Genomic DNA, 21,174 nt, shown 5'->3' on the forward strand with positions numbered 1-21,174 from the left:
AAAAAAGCGGGTATTCCCGCTTTTTTTTATAAAGAAAAAGAAGTGCTGGTTGTAAGCACTTCTTTCTATTATTATTTTTGATTTTGCTTCCACTTTGTAAATTCAAGAAATTCACGAAATTGTTCTTTGGAGACACCAGAGTTCATTGCATCTTTAACGAGTTGTGTCCATTCGGAGTCTAGGTTAGTTTCCTTTGTTGTTTCATCATGAAGTAAAGTATCAACTGGAATTTGTAGAACTGCTGCGATTTTTTCAAGAAACTGAATGGAAGGGTTTTTTTGTAAATTTCGTTCTATAGAACTAATGTAAGATTTAGCAACGCCAGCTTTTTCGGCAAGTTCAGTTAATGAAATACCTTTTTGTAAACGAAGGCGTTTTATACGTTCTCCAATCATATTTGCGCACCTTTCTATCAATATGTAGTTGTCTTATGATGTCATTATTATAACATAAACTTCGTTAAAAAGAACAAACCTATTGAGCCTGACTGGATGGCTTCATACGTTGGAAAAATTGCTCAATGTCTTGCATGGCGATACCGGCATCTAGAGCTTCAAGTATTAAATCAACCCATTCTTGATCCAGTGCGTCTGTCTTATCTTTGTACAAATGTAATTCCTCCCTAATTATCGGTCATAATTGCTGCTACAGAATACATGATAATGCAATCGGATTTTGTGTTTTATATAGTGAATTATCAAATATTTTGTAGATGAAACAAAGATAAAATCCCCATTAAACTCCCTCTATGGAAATTATAAATTGTTCGATAAAAACTTTCAATATTTTCAGAAAACATTGTTGAATTGTGATATATTCGTATGCTAACTATGAAATTTTTACAAATATATTAAAAACATTACATAATATGACTAAATATTGAAAAAATATTGAATTTTTAATAAAATTCAATTTGTAATACATATTATTTATTAGGGGAGGAAATATGGGATGAACAAGAAACCGTTCAAAGTTTTGTCATCAATCGCTTTAACAGCTGTATTAGGCCTTTCATTCGGAGCTGGCACTCAATCTGCATATGCTGAAACACCTGTGAATAAGACAGCTACGAGCCCAGTCGATGATCATTTAATTCCAGAAGAACGTTTAGCAGATGCACTGAAAAAACGTGGGGTAATTGATTCTTCAGCTTCAGAGAAAGAAACAAAGAAAGCTGTTGAAAAGTATGTAGAGAACAAAAAGGGTGAAAATCCTGGGAAAGAAGCAACAAATGGGGATCAACTTACGAAAGAAGCATCTGACTTTTTAAAGAAAGTGAAAGATGCGAAAGCAGACACGAAAGAAAAACTAAATCAGCCAGCAACAGGGACACCTGCAGCGACAGGCCCAGTTAAGGGTGGTCTAAATGGTAAAGTACCAACTTCTCCAGCAAAGGGAAAAGAATATAACGGTGAAGTTCGTAAAGATAAAGTACTCGTTTTACTTGTAGAGTACGCTGACTTTAAACATAACAATATTGATAAAGAACCTGGTTATATGTATACTGACGATTTTAACAAAGAACATTATGAAAAAATGTTATTTGGTAATGAGCCATTCGCATTAGAGGATGGTAGCAAAATCGAAACGTTTAAACAATATTACGAAGAGCAATCTGGCGGTAGTTATACAGTAGACGGAACAGTTACAAAATGGTTAACAGTTCCTGGTAAAGCTGCTGATTACGGTGCAGATGCTGCTACAGGTCATGATAATAAAGGACCAAAAGGACCACGTGATCTAGTAAAAGATGCATTAAAGGCAGCTGTAGATAGCGGTCTTGATTTATCACAGTTTGATCAGTTCGATCAATACGATGTAAATGGTGATGGAAATCAAAATCAACCTGACGGTTTAATCGATCATTTAATGATTATTCATGCGGGTGTTGGACAAGAAGCTGGCGGTGGTAAATTAGGTGATGATGCAATTTGGTCACATCGTTGGACAGTTGGACCAAAACCATTCGCAATTGAAGGTACACAAGCGAAAGTTCCATATTGGGGCGGAAAGATGGCAGCATTCGACTACACAATTGAACCAGAAGATGGCGCAGTTGGTGTATTCGCGCATGAATATGGTCATGATTTAGGTCTTCCAGATGAGTATGATACAGACTATACGGGTCATGGTGAGCCAATTCAAGCTTGGTCTGTTATGAGTGGCGGCAGCTGGGCGGGTAAAATCGCTGGAACAACACCGACGAGTTTCTCACCACAAAATAAAGAGTTTTTCCAAAAAACAATCGGTGGTAACTGGGCAAATATCGTAGAAGTAGATTACGAGAAATTAAATAAAGGTATCGGTCTAGCAACATATTTAGATCAAAGTGTTACGAAATCTAACCGTCCAGGTATGATTCGTGTTAACTTACCAGATAAAGATGTAAAAACAATTGCACCAGCATTTGGTAAACAGTATTACTACAGTACAAAAGGTGACAATCTTCATACAACGTTAGAAACACCACTGTTCGATTTAACGAATGCAACGAATGCGAAATTTGATTTCAAATCGTTATATGAGATTGAAGCTGAGTATGATTTCCTTGAAGTACATGCTGTAACAGAAGATGGTCAAAAAACGTTAATTGAAAGACTTGGCGAGAAAGCAAATAATGGAAATGCAGATTCGACAAATGGAAAATGGATTGACAAATCATATGATTTAAGTCAATTCAAAGGTAAAAAAGTAAAATTAACGTTTGAGTACATTACGGATGGTGGTTTAGCATTAAATGGTTTCCTACTTGATAATGCTTCATTAACAGTGGATGGTAAAGTAGTATTCTCTGATGATGCAGAAGGTACACCACAATTAAAATTAGATGGTTTCGTTGTATCTAGCGGAACAGAGAAGAAAAAACATAATTACTACGTAGAGTGGAGAAACCATACTGGATCAGATAGCGCATTGAAATTTGCTCGCGGTCCAGAATATAACTCAGGTATGGTTGTATGGTATGCAGACTCAGCTTATGCAGATAACTGGGTTGGTTTACATCCAGGACATGGTTTCCTTGGTGTAGTTGATTCTCATCCAGAAGCAATTGTAGGGACTTTAAATGGTAAACCGACAATTGAAAGTAGTACACGATTCCAAATCGCTGATGCTGCATTCTCATTCGATAAAACGCCAGCTTGGAAAGTTGTATCTCCAACGCGTGGAACGTATACGTATGATGGCTTAGCGGGTGTACCGAAATTTGATGATTCGAAAACGTATATTAATCAACAGATTCCAGATGCAGGACGTATTTTACCGAAGCTTGGTCTGAAGTTTGAAGTAGTAGGACAAGCTGATGATAATTCTGCAGGTGCTGTTCGTTTATATCGTTAATACTGTGAAACTACCGAGAGATTTTCTTTCGGTAGTTTTTTTGTGAGCAATGAATTTTATATAGCTGAAAAAGTCATATATAATGTAACTTTAAGAATAGAAATTTGTTATATATGAAGTCTATATAAATAATGAAAGAATTGGATAAAAATAGTGGGAGAAGGTGAGTGAATGAGTATTACCTCTATTGTAAGTAGGCAAAAGGAATATTTTTTAAAAGGGCATACGAGAAGCATCGAAATGAGAAAGAATAATTTGAAGAAGCTTTATGAAGGCATTCAGCGTTTTGAAGAAGAAATATTTCAGGCATTGAAATTAGATTTAAATAAGTCAGTTCACGAGTCGTTTACAACGGAAGTTGGATATGTATTAAAAGAAATTTCCTTTCAATTGAAACATATGTCATCGTGGAGTAAACCGAAGCGAGTTCGAACAGCACTCACTCATTTTGGATCAAAAGGAAAAGTAGTGCCAGAGCCGTATGGTGTGACGCTTATTATTGCACCGTGGAACTATCCTTTTCAATTAGCAATTGCACCACTTGTAGGAGCACTTGCAGCTGGAAATACAATCGTTTTAAAGCCGTCAGAGTTAACGCCAAGCGTTTCAAAAGTGCTTAAGAGAATGTTAGGTGAATTATTCCCAGAAGAGCTTGTAGCGGTAGTAGAAGGTGGCATTGAAGAGAGTACATCTTTGCTGAGGGAACCAATTGATTATATTTTCTTTACTGGTAGTGTTGGCGTTGGAAAAGTTGTAATGGAAGCAGCAGCGAAACAGTTGACGCCGCTTACGTTAGAACTTGGCGGGAAAAGTCCTTGTATTGTACATAAAGATGCAAAGATAGAGATGACAGCAAGAAGAATTGTTTGGGGTAAGTTTTTAAATGCAGGGCAGACATGTGTAGCGCCTGATTATATGTACGTGCATTCTTCCGTGAAAGAACAGCTAGTTGAGGCACTGCGACATGAAATCACAGAGCAGTATAGTAAAGAACCTTTGCAAAATGAAAATTACGTGCGTATTGTAAGTGAGCGTCATTTTGAACGATTATGTGGATTTTTACAAGATGGTCAAGTCGTAATTGGTGGAAACTATAAGAAAGATACATTACATATTGAACCGACAGTGCTAGCGGATATTACATGGCAAGATGCTGTTATGGAAGATGAAATTTTTGGTCCGATTTTACCAATCATAGAGTACGACAATATAGAAGATGTAATTGGCACAATCCAGCAACATCCGAAGCCGTTAGCGTTATATGTATTTTCGGAAGATAAAGAAGTACAAAAGAAAGTGACGAGTAATATTTCATATGGTGGAGGCTGTATTAATGATGTTGTCTACCATCTTGCCACGCCATATTTACCTTTTGGGGGTGTTGGAAGTAGTGGATTAGGGGGTTATCATGGGAAAGAAAGTTTTCGGACTTTTTCACATTATAAAAGCATTTTAGCCCAATCTACAGCATTCGACATGAAAATTCGTTACTCTTCTACAAAAAGTGCTTTAAAATTCATACGAAAGTTGTTAAAATGATGATGGTGTTTATCAGTAGGCGTAGCCGTATGATAATAGCCCCTTCGCGATGGAAGGGGTTTTTCTGTTCGACGTTATGTATCATGCGAAAATGAATCAAACATACTACATAAAGAATAGAAACGAACGCTTGCTAAATAACCATTTTTGTTTGGATCGAAACAAAAAATAGTCTATAGAACATAAATATTTATTCATGAATATAAAAATTTAAAATTTAAGGTAGATAGGACGGGAAAATGAAAAAGATTATTAAAGTTGAAGCAGTTGAAAAACATTTTGGAAATCAAGTGATTATCCCACCTCTTTCTTTAGATATTAAAGAGGGAGAGTTTTTAACAATTTTAGGGCCGAGTGGCTGCGGGAAAACGACTTTACTTCGTATGATCGCAGGATTTGAAACTCCAACTAAAGGGAATCTTTTATTAGATGATGAAAGAATTAACGATTTGCCGCCATATAAGCGTCATATGAACCTAGTGTTCCAACATTACGCACTATTCCCACATATGACAGTAGAGAAGAATATTTGTTTTGGTATGAAAATGCAGAAAGTATCAGCAGCAGAGCAGAAAGAGCGTGCTGAAGAGGCAATGCGTTTAACGCAGTTACTTGAGTTCCGTAATCGTAAACCTGCTAAGCTTTCTGGTGGACAACAGCAGCGTGTTGCAATTGCAAGAGCGATTGTAAATAATCCGCGTGTATTACTATTAGATGAGCCACTTGGAGCGCTTGACTTTAAGTTACGAAAAGACTTGCAACGTGAATTGAAAAACTTACAACGTAATTTAGGAATTACGTTTATATACGTAACGCACGATCAAGAAGAAGCAATGAGCATGAGCGATCGTATCGTCGTTATGAATAAAGGACATATCGAACAAATTGGAACGCCGAAAGAAATTTATAATAAGCCGAAAACATTGTTCGTTGCGACATTCATCGGTGAAAATAATATTGTGAAAAATGGGGAAGGCTATGTAGCAATTCGCCCTGAAAATGTGAAAGTACGTTCGGTTGAAGAACCAATTTTAAAAGAATACCACCTTGGACATATTGAAGATATCGAGTTTGTCGGAAATATGGAGAAGCTTTATGTACGTGATGAGAAAACATCAGAATTACTAATGACATATCAAACTGCTGAAGAGGCAGCGCAGTGGAGCATTGGAGATAATGTATATGTAGGCTGGGAGCAAGAGGACGAGGTGACCTTAAATTGAAAAAAGGGAAATTACTCGCACTACCTACAGTCGCGTGGCTGTTAATTTTCTTCCTAATCCCGCTCGTATTCGTATTAGGATTCGCCTTCATGCAGCGCGGAGCTTACGGGACAGTAGAAATGCAATTTACGCTGGAGAATATATCCCGTGTGTTTGATCCATTGTACTTAGGAACGTTATGGGAAACTGTTAAGATTGCAGTTATTACTACAGTAATATGTTTATTAATTGGTTATCCATTTGCGTATACAATTACAATTGTTGACCGCAAATATCGTTCTATTCTTTTATTATTGGCAACGATCCCGTTTTGGATTAACTTTCTTGTTCGTTCATACGCATGGATTGTTATTTTACGTTCACAAGGTCTTGTGAATACGTTGTTATTAAAACTCGGCATTATTAGTGAACCGTTAAATTTATTATATAATACGCCTTCTGTAATACTCGGAATGGTCTATTCTTTATTACCATTTATGATTTTACCAGTGTATGCAGCAATTGAGCAGCTGGATAAGCGTAAGCTAGAAGCGGCTTATGATTTAGGAGCAACACCAATAAAGGCATTTTGGAATATAACAGTGCCGATGACAATGTCAGGAATTGCGACTGGTTCTATTTTAGTATTCGTTTCTTCTATCGGAATGTTTGTTGTATCAGACGTGATGGGCGGATCGAAAGTAGCATTAATCGGAAACGTTATTCAAAACCAATTCTTAGGTGCACGTGACTGGCCGTTTGGATCTGCGTTATCGATTATCGTTGTTCTATTCTCTGTTCTGTTAATTTACTTATATTATCGTGCAACGAAAGTATATAAATATAATGAGAACGGAGGGGAATAGGCAAAGATGAAGAAGTTTTTAGTTTCTTATTCTTGGTTAATTTTGTTATTCTTGTATTTTCCAATGATGGTTTTAATGGTCTATTCTTTCAACGACTCTCGCATTAATGCGGAGTGGGAAGGTTTTACATTCCATTGGTATACAGATTTATTTCAAAAACAAGATGTTATTGATGCATTTGTAAATAGTATTACGATTGCAGTTATAACAACGATTGTGACAACGGTACTTGGTGTATTCTTTGCGATTGCTTTACATCGTTATAAATATCGTTTCGAAGGGGCTATTAATGGCCTTGTATATTTACCAATTTTAATTCCTGATATTTTAATGGGATTATCTTTACTAATTCTTTTCAGTCAGCTAGGAATGGAACTTGGACAAACAACGATTATTATTGCACATATTACATTTAGTATTTCGTTTGTTGTTGTTATTTTAGCTGCGCGTCTTTCAAGTATGGGACGTGACTTAGAAGAAGCTGCAAATGATTTAGGAGCAACGCCTTGGCAAACGTTTCGTTTTGTAACGTTCCCAGCAATTGCACCGGGAGTTATTTCAGCAGCATTATTAACATTCACATTATCAATTGATGATTTTGTAATTAGTTTCTTCGTATCAGGACCAGGATCAACAACATTGCCATTATACATTTACAGTATGGTTAAGCGCGGAGTATCACCAGAAATTAATGCTCTTTCTACAATTTTAATTGTTGCTATCGTAGGATTAATGGTTCTATCTGAAATCTTCCGTAACAAAGGTGCAGATGGTGAAGAAAACTCTGGAGGACACCTTCCTTTATAATACGAACGATATAGAAAGTACGAGGGGGTAATAAACCGATGAAATTAATGAAAAGAATAGCTGGCGCAGCAATTAGCTTTAGCCTTGTTGCTGGTGTGCTTGCTGGTTGTGGTGAAAAGAAAGAAGAATTAAATATTTATAGCTGGGCTGACAATTTTGATGAGCAAGTGCTAAGAGATTTTGAAAAGAAGTATAATGTGAAAATTAACTATGATAAGTACGCAAGTAACGAAGAAATGCTTGCGAAATTACAAGCTGGTGGCGCAAAGTATGATTTAATTCAACCATCTGATTACATGGTTAAAACAATGGCAAAAATGGATTTATTAGCGCCGTTAGATAAAAAGAATATCCCAAATATCGAAAACATGGTTTCTAATTTCAAAACACCTGCGTTTGATCCAGAGAATAAATATTCTTTAGTGTACACTTGGGGTGTAACAGGGATTGCATACAATAAAAAGTATGTGAAAGAAGCACCTACAAGCTGGGCTGACTTATGGAATGAGAAATATAAAGGACATGTAACGTTATTAAACGATTCTCGTGAAGTATTAGGAGTGGGTCTTAAGAAGCACGGGTTCTCAAACAGTACAAAAGAAGATGCAGAGTTAAAGACAGCAGCGGATGATTTAAAGAAGCTGCTTCCAAACTTATTAGCATTTGATACAGATAACATTAAACAAAAATTCATTACAGAAGATGCTTGGATCGGAACAGTTTGGTCTGGAGATGCAGCATTTATCGCAAAAGATAATAAAGATGTAGAATACGTTGTACCAAAAGAAGGTGGCACAATTTGGGCTGATACGTTAGCAATTCCAAAAGGTGCAAAACATAAAGAGCTTGCTGAGAAGTTTATGAACTACTTACTTGATGAAAAAGTAAGTGTGAAAAACTACGAGTCAATTGGTTACAGTAATCCAAATGAAAAAGCTCATCCTCTTCATAGTAAAGAATACCGTGATAATCACATGATTTTCTTAACGAAAGAAGAGTTAGATCGTACAGAATGGCTTGTTGATGTAGACGATAAGTTAAAAGACTATGATCGTTACTGGACAGAGCTAAAAACAAAAGGTAAATAAGTAAGAAAATGCGGTTTCTAAAGTAGAAATCGCATTTTTTCATAGTAGGAGGAAATCGTTTGAAGAAGAAGTTACATCAGTATGAGGTAATATGTATCGGTTTATTATTTGCTGTATTTAGTATTGTTGCTTGGCGCGTACATGCAGGTGGCGTTACAGTAATGGATACATATGTCCGCGGATTAGTAAAAGGGCTACAAACGGAAAGTTCCCTTACATTTTTCTCGTACTTTACAAAATTGGGGTCAGCAATTGGGATAGCTGCTACGCTCGTTATAAGTTTGCTTGTTTTTTGGAAGCAGCGTTATTATGCTGCGATGATTGTGTATCCAATGGGAATTTTAATAACACATCTTGTGAATAAAGGGATAAAAGAGATTGTAAAGAGAGAACGTCCATCATTAAATGAAGCGTTAGATGCACTTGGATATAGTTTTCCTAGTGGACATGCAATGCTATCGATTATGACATTTGGATTTCTTGCTTATATCATTGCTGCTAATTTGAAAAGCATAGCTGGGAAATGTGTCATAACGATTTTGATGGGTATAGTAATCCTATCGATTGGATTAAGTAGAGTCATTTTAAATGTACATTACCCAACTGATATTTTAGCTGGTTACTGCGTAGGTGGTATTTTGTTAGTTATCGCTATTTACTATCATCGTTTACTTACTGAGAGATTGGGGCTTAATAAAGAGAGATAGAAAAAACGCCTGGAAAAACTATCATTATAGTGTTCCTAGGCGTTTTTTGTTTGTATAAAGATATGATACAGTATAAGTGACAATTGAATTATTTAAAGTAGGTGAAAATGTGTGAAGACAAATGTTCATAAAGTTGATAAGTGGGGGAAGTTAGGAGCTTTTTTGTATCAATTTCGTTATACAGTAATTGTAGCGTTACTGTTGCTTGCAATCGCACTTGGGATTTTTGCTCCAAAGCTACCGGGAGTATTAGGTGGTGACGGTTTCCAAACGGAAGGAGACTATCAAAAAACAAAAGAAATTTTAGATAAAGATTTTAAGAAGTCTCAAGATACGCTTCTGCTCGTTTTTGAGAAAAATAAAGATGCTTCGCATGAGGAATTTAAAAAGCGAATAGATGAAATTGTAAAGAATGTTCAAGAGAAAGAGAACTATGAATCTTTCCATCACCCAATCCAAAATAAAGAAATGCTACAAGATGACATCGGTTATGCGACAATTTTATTTTCCGGGAAAACAAATAAAGAAAGAATGGAAAAGACATTACAATTTGCTAATGAGATTGAGAAAGAAAGTAATGTAGCATTAAAAGTAACACCTACAGGATTTCCGAAAATTAATCAAGAGATTAATGAAAGAACGCAAAATGATTTAAAAGTAGCAGAAATGATTGGATTACCAATTGCGTTTCTTGTATTACTATTTTCGTTTGGTAGCCTTTTGGCATCAATTTTACCGATTTTGAATGGAGCGCTTAGTGTTATTAGCACGATGGGTATATTGTATTTCATCGGTGTGGATAAAGAACTATCTATTTTCGTGTTAAACGTTGCACCGATGATTGGACTTGCACTATCTATTGATTTTGCGCTATTATTTGTGAACCGTTTTCGAGAGGAAGTTGCTAAACGAACGGTAAAAGAAGCGATAGCAATTACATATCAGACGGCAGGACGTGCAATTGTATTTTCAGGATTATGCGTATTTGTTGGGTTATCCGGTTTGTTTTTCTTTAAGATAGATTATATTCAATCTGTCGCAATTAGCGGAATGATTGTTGTGATTATGAGTATTTTATTCTCACTCACACTTCTTCCAGCGTTATTATCGTTAATCGGTAAAAAAATATTAAAAAAGAATCAAGTAGCACATACGCCGGCAAAAGCATGGCGTAAATTTGCACAATTTGTGATGAAACATCCAATTGCAATGATTGTTGTTGTTACAACATTTATTGTTATTTGCTTATTACCGTTACGTACAGCTAATCTGCAGTTCCCTAGTGTTGAAGCTTTACCTGAAAAGAGTGATACAAGGATTGCATATGAAAAGTATGAAGAAGCATTTAATAAAACTGTCAAAACACACGCTGATGTTACGTTAGTTGTAGAGACGAAAAAAGATATGAAAGAAAAAGAAAGTCTACAAAAGATAGAAGAAGTCGTTCAAAAGTTAAAAGATGATAAAAAAGTACATGAAGTAAGAAGTTTATACGACGGGTTAACTGGAATGAAAGCAGATCAAGTTGCTGGAATATTGCAGTCGCCAGAAGCAGCAAAACTAACTCCTGTATTTGAAGCATACACAAAAGGGAATAAGACGACGATAGAAGTTTTTTTGAAAACAAAACCACGTACAGAGACTGCAAAACAGTGGGTGCGTGACTTTAAAAAGAACTATAAAGAAACGAATGTTACGTATTATCTAGGCGGAATGACGACGTTTCAACAAGAATTAGAAGATGAAATTAAAGATAAAGTTGTAATTGGTATGTCTGTTATATTTGGATCGACCTTTGTTATATTATTATTTGCATTCCGATCTATACTCATTCCAATTAAGGCAATTATTATGAATATACTTAGTTTGAGTGCAACCATTGGAATTGTTGTTTGGTTATTTGAAGGTGGTCATTTCGGTTTAGAAGCGAGTCCGGTTCTGTTTGTCTTACCAATCTTCATTTTTGGCCTCGTATTTGGGCTTAGTATGGATTATGAAGTATTTCTTATTTCACGTATTCACGAGCTCTATGAAGAAACAGGAGATAACGATCAAGCAACGTTAGAAGGGCTCGTTTCAACAAGTAGAATCATTACATCAGCTGCATTAATTATGATTGTTGTAACGGGTGCATTCGCATTTACTGATATTTTACCAGTAAAGCAGATGGGGCTTGGCGTGGCATTAGCAATATTTCTTGATGCAACAATTATTCGTCTTATGCTCGTTCCAAGCTTAATGAAGTTATTTGGAGACTGGAATTGGTGGTTACCATTTCGAAAAAAACGAGAAAAATCATCGTAAAAAAATGCTCATCATATTGATGAGCATTTTTTTATGAATAGCAAGACCTACATTTTGCAAATAGTATGTGATAAGAACATTACATACAAGTAGGTGAAGGCAATGTTTCGTTATTTTAAGTTTAAGTTAAATGATACAGTACAGTTTGCAGAAAACGATGGGCATATGTATCGCATTGTCGGTTATCGGTTAGAAAAGGGATTTTATCCAAAAGATGAATGGACTCATATCATTTATGAACTACTTAGAGAATTTGACGGGTATACGATGGATGCAGAGGAGGAAGAACTTGTAAAGGTCGTTCAAGTAGAGGATGAGTATTACAAAATACAAGAAGTATCAGGTTATCGTTATCCAGTAAAAATGAAACAAAAACAACAAGTGATGAAAATAGAAAGGATGGACGATTTATTAGATGCTTACAATGACTATAAAAGGTTGGCGGATTTCTTTAAAGATTTATCGTATGAACAAAAAGCTGAAGAAGTATTGTTAGAAATGAAAAGACTTAGAGCTTGAGGGGCAGTCTATTATAAGACTGTCCTCTATTTTTGACGGTGCACCAAAGTGTGTTTTCCGTTACAATGAGAGAATCAATAGAAATAAGGTGATAAACAGTATGGAAACAAAGAAAAAGGGCGAATGGTGTGAAATTACCGTTCCAGCTAAATGGAATGGTATAAGTATTGAATCGGTATTAAAAGTAGAATGGGAAATACCGAAAAAGCTATTACATCAGCTTCGTATGGGAAAAGGTGTTACGGTTAACGGAGAACAAAGAAGATGGAACGAGCTTTTAAAAGAGAACGATAAGTTACAAGTTCATATGTTTGCGGAGGAAGAGTACGGTGTGGATCCAGAATATGGTGAATTGCATGTAGTATACGAAGATGATCACGTACTCATCGTAAATAAACCAGAGAAAATGGACACACATCCTGCTGAAAAAGGTGGAACCGGGACGCTTGCAAATCTTGTTGCTTTTCATTTTCAAATGCAAGGTTTAGAGACGAAGGTGCGTCATATTCATCGTTTAGATAAAGATACGACAGGTGGTGTCGTATTTGCTAAGCATAGAATTGCTGGTGCAATTATGGATCGTTTATTAATGGAACGAAAAATTAAAAGGACGTACGCAGCGCTCGTTGAAGGGAAAGTAAAGAAGAAACAAGGAACGATTGATGCTGCTATTGGAAGGGATCGCCATCATGCTACAAGGCGTCGTATTTCTCCAAAAGGTGACCAAGCTATCACATATTATAAAGTAGAAAAGTATTTTAAGAAGCAAAACACGACTTTCGTAACGTTACAATTAGAAACGGGTAGAACGCATCAAATTCGTGTTCATATGAGCCATAATGGTAATCCACTAGTTGGGGATGTATTATATGGTGGACAAACAAAATATATGTCTAGTCAAGCATTGCATGCGATGAAGATAAATTTCTTGCATCCAATTACGAAAGAAGCGATTGAAGTTGATGTGCCGTTTCCTACAAAGTTAGATAATAAAATAAGAGAATTTCAAAAAGAAAATGCGTAAAGTATAAGTTTTAATTTGAAAAAAGTAGATTTTTGCAGGGATTTCTCTAAAAGGAGCGAAGCCGTTAAGAGAAAAGAGAGGTGAGAATCACTTGATCAAATATAAGTATGTACTTGGAATATTTTTCGCTTGTCTTTTAGTTACTCTATGTCTCTATCCCTATTTACCAACTCGTATGGCAGTACATTGGAATGTAAATGGTGAGCCAAACGAGTTTATGAGTAAACAAGTTGTTGTAGCATTTATTCCTTGTTTTATTATTTTTTCATATGGATTTTTGTATATTATTTCACATAATATATTTAAGTTTAATGAAAGAGAGCATGGTATTATAGACGGATTTATAAAGAAAATTACGTTATTTATGTTGTTTATTCATATGCTTATCCTCTTTATTAATTTTGAGGATTTGATATCCTTTCAAACAGGATTAACGATTGGGATTAGTATGTTTCTTTTTATGCTAAGTAAAGAATTTAAGAAAATAAAAGGCAAAGAAAAAGACCCAATTAAATTACAAAAAATTCGTTTAGTAAGTAGACGGATTTTTCAAGTGATGGCATGTGGCATATTGTTTTCATTGTTTTTGAACTTAGAGTGGGGATTTTATGTATTGCTTAGTGTAATAAGCTGTGGATCTATGCTATTTATGTTATATATTTTCTATTCATACATAATAGAAAGTTATGAAACTTAAAAAAGAGTCTTCTCATTATGAGAAGACTCTTTTAATCTATTTACTTTGTAATAAATTGTTGTGTCCAGTAGTTGCCGCTTTCTACATAACCAACACCGATGTGAGTGAAGCCGTTATTTAAGATGTTTGCACGGTGTCCAGCGCTGTTCATCCAAGCTTGTACCACTTCTTCAGGTGTACGTTGGCCTTGAGCGATGTTTTCACCTGCAGATGTATAAGAAATACCAAATTTCTTCATCATGTCAAACGGAGACCCGTATGTAGGGCTGTTATGATCAAAGTAGTTGTTTTTTTGCATGTCTTCAGACTTAATACGTGCTACTTTGCTTAATTCAGTATCGATTTTTAGTGCTGGTAAACCTTGTTTTGCACGCTCAGCGTTTGTTAATTCAACAACACGTTGTTCGAACTCGCTTAAAGATTTTGCTTCTTCAGCAGGCTTTTGCTCAGCAGGTTTTTGTTCAGCAGGTTTTTGCGTATTGTTGTTTTCAGCAGGCTTTTGAGCTTCTGGTTTTTGAACTTCTTCAGCAGGCTTTTGCTCGGCAGGTTTTTGCTCAGCAGGCTTTTGAGTTTCTGGCTTAGCTGTTGGTTGCTCAGTTACAACATTTTCAGTAGGTTGTTGACCAGGAATGAAGCAGTTTGGTTGGAAGTTTCCTTGTTGCCATTGTGCTAATGATTCAACTCCCATAGATTGTAAGAATGCTTGTAGTTCTTGTTGGCTCATTTGCTTCATCATCACTTTTGAATGCTGAATATTTTGAACCTTTATGTTAGATGGTTGTACTGTTGCAGCTTGTGCATCTAGAGAAGATACTCCTAAAGTAAGAGCTGTTGCAGCAGCTACAGATAATAAAACACGCTTTTTCATGATGTGTGTCCCCCTATATAAAGTTTTAATTTGTTTTCACACGATTTGTTTTTGACAGCCTGTCTGACTGACAAATTCATCGTAGCATACAATTTGCGAGAAAAAAGATGGAAAAAAATTCATAGACTTTAAAATTACCTAATTTATCCTAAGAGAAGAAGGGAGCAAAAATAAGAGAAATATAGAGTATAAAAGGAATTTATAGTGTTTTTATACTTGGTTTTAAGAGGGGGTTTTTGGATAAATTTACCTAAATAGAAAATAAAGAATCCTATTGTATCAATGGTTTGAGCGATTTTTTGAGGAATATAATGGATTGATTTTTACAAAACTGTAATGTTTCTGTTGTTCTTTTTTATAATAAAGTAACATATTTTTAATGTTGTAGCAGACAAAAAAGCGGCTATCTCTTTACATAGACGAAGGAGATAGCCGTTTTCCTAATATTACGTATGTTACGAGTTATTACGAGTTAGTTTCAATTGCTTCTAATAATAAATCCACAATGTGAATTCCTCTCATTTTATGAGAAAGCTCTTCTCGCTCAATACCCAATTTCATTTGTAATAAACAACCTGGATTTGCAGTAACAATGGTTGCTGCGTCTGTTTCATGCACACGGTCCATTTTGTAATCTAGAAATTCCATTGATAACTCTGAATGAACAATATTGTAAATACCAGCAGAGCCACAGCAGCGGTCCGCATCTTTCATTTCTCGATATGTTGCACCTTGGATAGCCTCTAGTAACATACGAGGTTCAGAAGATGTGCGCATAACATTGCGTAAATGACAAGAGTCTTGATACGTAATAACCTGCGGCGTGAGTCGTAAGTCAGTTCGCTTATGGAAGTCTAGTTCTACTAGTATAGCAGTAACATCTTTAATCTTAGAAACAAACTGCTTAGCACGTTCAGCCCAATTCGGATCATCTTTTAAAAGATAATCATAGTCTACGAGGTAAGCTCCGCAACCCCCTGCATTCGTAATAATATAGTCGATGTTTAAATCTTCGAATGCTTTTATATTTCGCTTTGCTAATTCTTTTGCTCCACTCTTTTCACCAGCATGTCCATGCAATGCACCGCAGCAACTTTGTGTTTTCGGAATAACAATATCACAACCAGCTAATTGAAGAAGTTTCAGCGTTGCGTTATTTGTTTCTAAAAACATCGTATCCATTAAGCAGCCTGTGAAGAATGCAACTTGTTTTTTCTTTGTACTTTCTGCAGGTAAAAATGAAGGACGATCTTTCATTGCTTTCATTTTAGGGACTTTTGGTAAAACGAGATCCATCGTTGTAAGTGTTTCAGGGAATAACTTCATAATACCTGTTTTATGTGTTAGCGTTTGTAAACCAGAACGTTGATAAAATCCGATTAGTCCGGTTAATGTTCGCATTCGATTTTGATGGGGGAATAATCCTTCAAAAACGACTTTTCGAACAGCTTTCACTGGCATTGAGAATTTTTTATTTTGATTAATAATATCTCGAGCCTCTTCTAATAAATGTCCATAATTTACACCAGATGGACAAACAGGCTCACAAGCACGGCAACCAAGACAAACGTTTAATGTATTTTCAACATCTTCATCTGGTTCGATTAAACCATCAACGACTGCTTTCATTAATGCGATACGTCCGCGCGGTGAATGTGACTCTTTATATCCGGATTGAATGTAGGTAGGACAAGTAGGTAAACAAAAACCGCATCGCATACAGTTAAGTAGCTCATCTTCACTTAATCGTTCTTTAAATTCTTTTTGAATATTTTCTTTATTTAATGTGGTCATCGCTCAACCACCACCCTTTTTCGAGTGTCTTTCGCGAACATTTTTCCAGGGTTCATAATGTTGTTTGGATCGAAAGCTTGCTTTATTCCTTGCATAGCTGCAATACCTTCTTTACCTAATTTCATTTCTAAATATGGAGCTTTCATTGCACCAACACCATGTTCACCAGTAATTGTGCCACCAAGTTCAATTGCTTTCGCAAATATTTCAGCAAAAGCTTGTTCAGCTCGGTGCATTTCTTCTGCATTACGAGCATCTGTCATACAAGTTGGATGTAAGTTACCATCACCAGCGTGTCCAAACGTACAAATAGGAATATTATATTTTTTTGCAATGGCATTAATAGCTTCAACCATTGGAGCGATTTGTGAACGTGGTACAGTCGCATCTTCTAATATTGTAGTAGGTTTTAATCGTGCGAGCGCTGATAGAGCACTACGGCGAGCAGTACGAAGCGCATCTGCTTCTGTTTCATCTTTTGCAATGCGAACATCAACTGCATTCATAGAGCGGCAAACGTTAGCCATGTTTTCAATATCTCGATTGACTACTTCGGGTGGGCCGTCTTGTTCGATTAATAAAATTGCTTTTACGTCAGTTGGTAAACCGATTTGTGCAAACTCTTCTACAACTTCAATTGTCGGTTGGTCTAAAAACTCAAGTGTTGCTGGAATAATTTTATTTGCAATAATAGAAGAAACAGCACGTGCAGCTTCATTAATATCTTCATATAATGCAAGCATTGTTTTCTTTGTTTCAGGCATAGGAACAAGTTTTAATATAGCTTCTGTTACCACGCCAAGTGTTCCTTCAGAACCGATAAATAAACGAGTTAAATCGTAACCAGCTACATCTTTTGCTAATTTACCACCAGTGCGAATAATATCGCCATTTGGTAAGACAAGTTCAAGCCCCATTACATAATCACGTGTTACGCCATATTTCAAACCGCGTAATCCACCTGAGTTTTCATTAATATTGCCGCCGATTGTAGAAATTTTCATCGAGCTTGGATCTGGTGGATAAAATAAACCTTTTTCTTCTACCGCTTTAATAATATCAAGTGTAATGACTCCAGCTTGTACAGTAATTGTTAAGTTTTCTTCATCAATTTCTAAAATATTGTTCATATGGCGGAAAATAAGGACGATACCGCCTTCAAGTGGACATGTACCTGCGCAAAGGTTTGTTCCAGACCCGCGCACATATACAGGGATTTTGTGAGTGTTACATACTTTTAACACTTCAGCTACTTCATTTGTATTACGAGGAGCAATGACTGCATCAGGCATTGCTTGGAAGTTTGGAGTGGCATCATAACTATAAGTTAAACGCCCCATATTGGATGTATCTACATTATCTTCGCCAACAATAGATACGAATGAATGAATAATTTGCTTTTCTAACATTGGAAATCCCCCTCAAACTGTTAACGTGTTTAGTTATAATAAACAACGTGGTAACAGTGCTTTCATTATAATGATAAAAAAGTCGAGGGATTCTTTCTATGTATAATCATCTAAAGATTAATCTGTTTTATCGTTCTTTTTTGTATGATCATCTAATAGGAGGAGTGCGAAGTATAAAACGTTTAAGTCTTTGAATTGTTTTGGATCAAGTCCTGTATGTTCTTCAATCTTTTTTAGCCTGTAATGTAATGTGTTAATGTGTATATGTAATTGTTTAGCCGTCTGTTTATAAGATTGGTTATAATCGATAAATAAGCGCAAAGTATGCATAAGCTCAGGAAATGATAATAAGTTTTCGATGGTACGCTCTAGAAATTGTTCACGCGTTTCGGCAGAAATATCTTGTAAACACATTTCTAAACGTAAATCTTCATTAAATACAATTTTTTTCGTTTCCAATGATACAGAAAGAGCGCGTAATGCTTGTTCGTAACATATGTTCATATTGTTTGAGGTAACTGTTTGTCCAATCCCGATATATAAAGGAATAGAAAATAAAGTTTCGCAGTCTTGTTTTAACCGTTTTAAAAATTGATAAGTTTGCTCTTTGGAGCTCGTTGCTGTAAATAAAATAAAACGATCATTTCCCCAACGAACAAATAGATGCTCTTTTGTTAAAATATTACGTATGTGTTGCCATATTTTACGCTGGAGCATCGTGTCATTTTTGCCAATAGAAAACAAAATAAGTTGTTTTTTCTTATATAAATCAATGCCAAGTGTTTTGGCGCGATCAAGAAAACTCGGGGACCACTCTGTATTTTGAAGCCAATCAAAGACGAAAGCTTCATAAGAACGGTGCTCAAGTTCTAGTTGCTCTAAAAAGTAGTTTTCATGAATTAATAATTCGGTCATCTTACGCAATATTTCGCCGTAGCGTGAAATATTTTCAGGTTCTCCTGTAATTCCAATGACACCAATTACTTCATCATGAAATAATAAAGGAAGATTCATCCCAGCCTTTACACCTTGCAATCGCCTTTCATCTTCTTTTGTAATGATGACGGTTTTCTTTTGTTTGGCGCAGCGGAGTGCACCTTCATGAAATTGACCAATTCTTTCTGTATCTGTACTTGCGATAATAACGCCTTCTATATTAATGATAATAATATTTTCTGTAATTAGTCTGCGTACTTCTCGTACAATTTTATTCGCTAAATCAGGAAATAGCATAATTGACACACCTCAAATTCTATTTGTTGTACATTATATATGTAAATTGAGTAAGAAAGGAAAATTTCACACTTTCCACACATTTATTTGTTATTTTACAATTATAACGAAATCATCCGAAGATGGAGGGAATCTTTTGAGAAAGTATGTTTTTCTTCTCTGTTTTTTATTTCTATTAGTAGGGTGTCAAGGAAGTTCGTATACACCAATTGCTAAAGATAAAAATGTTATTATAACAACGAATATAAAAGAAGGCAGTATTAGTTTTATTGATAAAAAAGATAAAAAGTTAATCACGACATGGGAACTAAATGAGCCAATGGCCGGAATCACACTGCTTCCAAATGGTGAGGAAATACTTGTATACGGTAAGCAATTAGAATATATGTATGTATATTCACTAGCGGAAGGAAGGCAAGTGGGAAAATATAAAACTGGAAAGGGCATTGTAAATGTGGTCGTATCAGAAGATAAAAAACAATTATTTGCTGCCGATCAAAATGTTCAAAAGGTAAGGTTCTTTACGATAAATGGGAAAGAGACAGGAAATGTTTCAACAGGCAAAGGACCTATAACGATGGTAGAGTATCATAATCGGTTATCTGTATTAAACTTTTATGATACGAAACTAACGACAATTGATACGAAGAAAAAAGAGGTTGTTCAATCCTTTATGATTCCACCAGCATCAACAGGAGCAACGATTAGTCCTGATGGGAAAGAAATATGGATTGGCGGACATGGTGATGGAAATCAAGTAAATGAGAAAGTGTTAGTATATTCTTTGCAGGATGGAGAAATGGTACGTTCTTTACATGCTCCATTTATGCCTGTGAATATAACGAAGGATAGTAAGTACGTATATGCATTAAGTCATGGGTCGAATACACTTAGAAAGTTTGATATTAGCACATATAAAGAAATAGCTTCTGTAGAAGTAGGATCAAATCCATTTGCATTTTTGGAGAGCGGAGCAGAAGGATATGTAGCAAGTTATGATAGTGATGAAGTGTGCGTTATGGATATGAAGAATTTGAAAATAAAACAAACAATTAAAGTCGGAAAAGGACCGTTTCAACTCATAGAGAGGGAAGGGAAGGACAATGAATAAATATAGAGTACTAGTTGTAGATGATGAAAGTGATATGAGGCAGCTTGTTGGAATGTATTTGGATAACTTTGGATATGAGTGGGGAGAAGCTGAGAATGGAAAAGAGGCTCTTAAAAAACTAGAAACGGATCATTATGATTTCGTTGTATTAGATATAATGATGCCAGAAATGGATGGACTTTCAGTTTGTAAAGAAATTAGAAAAACGTCAGATGTGCCGATTATATTTTTAACCGCAAAAGGTGAAGAGTGGAATAGGGTGAACGGCTTACGTATGGGAGCAGATGATTATATTGTAAAACCGTTTAGTCCGGGTGAATTAGTTGCCCGTATGGAAGCTGTGCTAAGAAGATATACAAAACAAGAACAGCAAGAAGAGATTCAATTTGGACCAATTCTTATCAATGAAAAAAGTAGAAGAATCGAGGCGGATGGTGAGTCGATTTCTCTTACTGTAAAAGAGTTTGATTTACTATATTTTCTTTGCCAGCATACAGGACAAGTATTTAGCCGGGAGCAATTACTTGAAAAGGTATGGGGATATGATTATGCCGGAAGTACAAGAACAGTAGATACGCACGTGAAAACGATGCGCTTGAAGCTTGGAGAAAGTGGAAACTACATTCAAACTGTTTGGGGTGTAGGCTATAAATTCGAGGTGTAACGT

At 35.7% G+C, this 21,174-nt stretch carries 19 protein-coding genes; 13 read left to right on the forward strand and 6 right to left on the reverse strand.

Going from position 1 to position 21,174, the window contains the following annotated elements; genetic code table 11:
• Positions 1-71: 71 nt before the first annotated feature.
• Both OXT04_RS22895 and OXT04_RS22900 read right to left on the reverse strand, forming a co-directional pair.
• On the reverse strand, positions 72-395 hold the full coding sequence (locus OXT04_RS22895) for a helix-turn-helix domain-containing protein (protein ID WP_000578885.1): 324 nt from the start codon (positions 393-395) through the stop codon (positions 72-74).
• 79 nt (positions 396-474) lie between these two features.
• The gene (locus tag OXT04_RS22900; protein WP_267417850.1) at positions 475-609 is read right to left on the reverse strand and encodes an anti-repressor SinI family protein; all 135 of its coding nucleotides are present in this window, start codon (positions 607-609) and stop codon (positions 475-477) included.
• A gap of 342 nt (positions 610-951) precedes the next feature.
• Here OXT04_RS22900 and inhA1 point away from each other — a divergent pair, with 342 nt between their 5' ends.
• The 11 genes from inhA1 to OXT04_RS22955 all read left to right on the forward strand — a co-directional run bounded on the left by inhA1 (position 952) and on the right by OXT04_RS22955 (position 14,092).
• A complete protein-coding gene (gene inhA1 / locus OXT04_RS22905; RefSeq protein ID WP_061660516.1) occupies positions 952-3,339 on the forward strand; it encodes a M6 family metalloprotease immune inhibitor InhA1 in 2,388 nt (795 codons plus the stop codon).
• Between the two features lie 171 nt (positions 3,340-3,510).
• Positions 3,511-4,878, forward strand: a complete 1,368-nt coding sequence (locus OXT04_RS22910; RefSeq protein ID WP_267417851.1) for an aldehyde dehydrogenase — start codon at positions 3,511-3,513, stop codon at positions 4,876-4,878.
• A 239-nt stretch (positions 4,879-5,117) separates the two neighbouring features.
• Positions 5,118-6,101, forward strand: coding sequence for a spermidine/putrescine ABC transporter ATP-binding protein PotA (gene potA / locus OXT04_RS22915; RefSeq protein ID WP_000720335.1), 984 nt, complete (start codon positions 5,118-5,120; stop codon positions 6,099-6,101).
• Positions 6,098-6,946, forward strand: a complete 849-nt coding sequence (gene potB / locus OXT04_RS22920) for a spermidine/putrescine ABC transporter permease PotB (RefSeq protein ID WP_000715500.1) — start codon at positions 6,098-6,100, stop codon at positions 6,944-6,946. Before potA ends, potB begins: the two co-directional genes overlap by 4 nt.
• A 6-nt stretch (positions 6,947-6,952) precedes the next feature.
• Positions 6,953-7,753 (forward strand): spermidine/putrescine ABC transporter permease PotC, encoded by an 801-nt coding sequence (gene potC, locus OXT04_RS22925; protein WP_000714190.1) that lies wholly within the window; start codon positions 6,953-6,955, stop codon positions 7,751-7,753.
• A 38-nt stretch (positions 7,754-7,791) separates the two neighbouring features.
• Positions 7,792-8,841: a spermidine/putrescine ABC transporter substrate-binding protein PotD gene (gene potD / locus OXT04_RS22930; RefSeq protein ID WP_000772490.1), complete on the forward strand. Its 1,050-nt coding sequence runs from the start codon at positions 7,792-7,794 to the stop codon at positions 8,839-8,841.
• Between the two features lie 59 nt (positions 8,842-8,900).
• The gene (locus tag OXT04_RS22935; RefSeq protein WP_016513124.1) at positions 8,901-9,548 is read left to right on the forward strand and encodes a phosphatase PAP2 family protein; all 648 of its coding nucleotides are present in this window, start codon (positions 8,901-8,903) and stop codon (positions 9,546-9,548) included.
• Positions 9,549-9,659: 111 nt separating this feature from the next.
• The gene (locus tag OXT04_RS22940; protein ID WP_000856400.1) at positions 9,660-11,852 is read left to right on the forward strand and encodes an MMPL family transporter; all 2,193 of its coding nucleotides are present in this window, start codon (positions 9,660-9,662) and stop codon (positions 11,850-11,852) included.
• Positions 11,853-11,954: 102 nt separating this feature from the next.
• Complete coding sequence (locus OXT04_RS22945) at positions 11,955-12,371, forward strand: hypothetical protein (RefSeq protein WP_000490302.1); 417 nt, start codon at positions 11,955-11,957, stop codon at positions 12,369-12,371.
• A gap of 100 nt (positions 12,372-12,471) precedes the next feature.
• The gene (locus tag OXT04_RS22950; RefSeq protein WP_000448355.1) at positions 12,472-13,395 is read left to right on the forward strand and encodes an RluA family pseudouridine synthase; all 924 of its coding nucleotides are present in this window, start codon (positions 12,472-12,474) and stop codon (positions 13,393-13,395) included.
• A gap of 91 nt (positions 13,396-13,486) precedes the next feature.
• Complete coding sequence (locus tag OXT04_RS22955; protein WP_000599010.1) at positions 13,487-14,092, forward strand: DUF1648 domain-containing protein; 606 nt, start codon at positions 13,487-13,489, stop codon at positions 14,090-14,092.
• A 40-nt stretch (positions 14,093-14,132) separates the two neighbouring features.
• On the opposite strand, the gene OXT04_RS22960 is transcribed toward OXT04_RS22955, so the two are convergent.
• From OXT04_RS22960 to OXT04_RS22975, 4 genes are all read right to left on the reverse strand, one after another.
• On the reverse strand, positions 14,133-14,960 hold the full coding sequence (locus OXT04_RS22960; protein ID WP_016513122.1) for a CAP domain-containing protein: 828 nt from the start codon (positions 14,958-14,960) through the stop codon (positions 14,133-14,135).
• A 465-nt stretch (positions 14,961-15,425) separates the two neighbouring features.
• On the reverse strand, positions 15,426-16,754 hold the full coding sequence (locus OXT04_RS22965) for a (Fe-S)-binding protein (protein WP_016513121.1): 1,329 nt from the start codon (positions 16,752-16,754) through the stop codon (positions 15,426-15,428).
• Positions 16,751-18,163, reverse strand: coding sequence for a glycolate oxidase subunit GlcD (gene glcD / locus OXT04_RS22970; protein ID WP_000890756.1), 1,413 nt, complete (start codon positions 18,161-18,163; stop codon positions 16,751-16,753). The genes OXT04_RS22965 and glcD overlap by 4 nt, the downstream gene beginning before the upstream one ends.
• 117 nt (positions 18,164-18,280) lie before the next feature.
• Positions 18,281-19,396 (reverse strand): CdaR family transcriptional regulator, encoded by a 1,116-nt coding sequence (locus OXT04_RS22975; protein WP_000898640.1) that lies wholly within the window; start codon positions 19,394-19,396, stop codon positions 18,281-18,283.
• Between the two features lie 136 nt (positions 19,397-19,532).
• On the opposite strand from OXT04_RS22975, the gene OXT04_RS22980 reads away from it, so the two are divergent.
• Together OXT04_RS22980 and OXT04_RS22985 are read left to right on the forward strand one after the other, a co-directional pair.
• A complete protein-coding gene (locus tag OXT04_RS22980) occupies positions 19,533-20,507 on the forward strand; it encodes a YncE family protein (protein WP_001234155.1) in 975 nt (324 codons plus the stop codon).
• Positions 20,500-21,171 carry a response regulator transcription factor gene (locus tag OXT04_RS22985; RefSeq protein ID WP_001046397.1) on the forward strand — a complete coding sequence of 224 codons (672 nt, stop codon included), beginning with the start codon at positions 20,500-20,502 and terminating at the stop codon, positions 21,169-21,171. The genes OXT04_RS22980 and OXT04_RS22985 overlap by 8 nt, the downstream gene beginning before the upstream one ends.
• The last annotated feature ends 3 nt before the right edge of the window (positions 21,172-21,174 follow it).

This window comes from Bacillus sp. GC_Bacil_1, assembly GCF_026540675.1.
GTDB lineage: Bacteria > Bacillota > Bacilli > Bacillales > Bacillaceae_G > Bacillus_A > Bacillus_A cereus.

What these genes read in the sequence shown, in the direction of transcription:
- OXT04_RS22985 (WP_001046397.1), top strand. Translation starts at nt 20,500, where the DNA reads ATGAATAAATATAGAGTACTAGTTGTAGATGATGAAAGTGATATGAGG.
- OXT04_RS22945 (WP_000490302.1), top strand. Translation starts at nt 11,955, where the DNA reads ATGTTTCGTTATTTTAAGTTTAAGTTAAATGATACAGTACAGTTTGCA.
- glcD (WP_000890756.1), bottom strand. Translation starts at nt 18,163, where the DNA reads ATGTTAGAAAAGCAAATTATTCATTCATTCGTATCTATTGTTGGCGAA.
- potA (WP_000720335.1), top strand. Translation starts at nt 5,118, where the DNA reads ATGAAAAAGATTATTAAAGTTGAAGCAGTTGAAAAACATTTTGGAAAT.
- OXT04_RS22960 (WP_016513122.1), bottom strand. Translation starts at nt 14,960, where the DNA reads ATGAAAAAGCGTGTTTTATTATCTGTAGCTGCTGCAACAGCTCTTACT.
- OXT04_RS22965 (WP_016513121.1), bottom strand. Translation starts at nt 16,754, where the DNA reads ATGACCACATTAAATAAAGAAAATATTCAAAAAGAATTTAAAGAACGA.
- OXT04_RS22895 (WP_000578885.1), bottom strand. Translation starts at nt 395, where the DNA reads ATGATTGGAGAACGTATAAAACGCCTTCGTTTACAAAAAGGTATTTCA.
- OXT04_RS22910 (WP_267417851.1), top strand. Translation starts at nt 3,511, where the DNA reads ATGAGTATTACCTCTATTGTAAGTAGGCAAAAGGAATATTTTTTAAAA.
- potD (WP_000772490.1), top strand. Translation starts at nt 7,792, where the DNA reads ATGAAATTAATGAAAAGAATAGCTGGCGCAGCAATTAGCTTTAGCCTT.
- inhA1 (WP_061660516.1), top strand. Translation starts at nt 952, where the DNA reads ATGAACAAGAAACCGTTCAAAGTTTTGTCATCAATCGCTTTAACAGCT.
- OXT04_RS22975 (WP_000898640.1), bottom strand. Translation starts at nt 19,396, where the DNA reads ATGCTATTTCCTGATTTAGCGAATAAAATTGTACGAGAAGTACGCAGA.
- potC (WP_000714190.1), top strand. Translation starts at nt 6,953, where the DNA reads ATGAAGAAGTTTTTAGTTTCTTATTCTTGGTTAATTTTGTTATTCTTG.
- OXT04_RS22950 (WP_000448355.1), top strand. Translation starts at nt 12,472, where the DNA reads ATGGAAACAAAGAAAAAGGGCGAATGGTGTGAAATTACCGTTCCAGCT.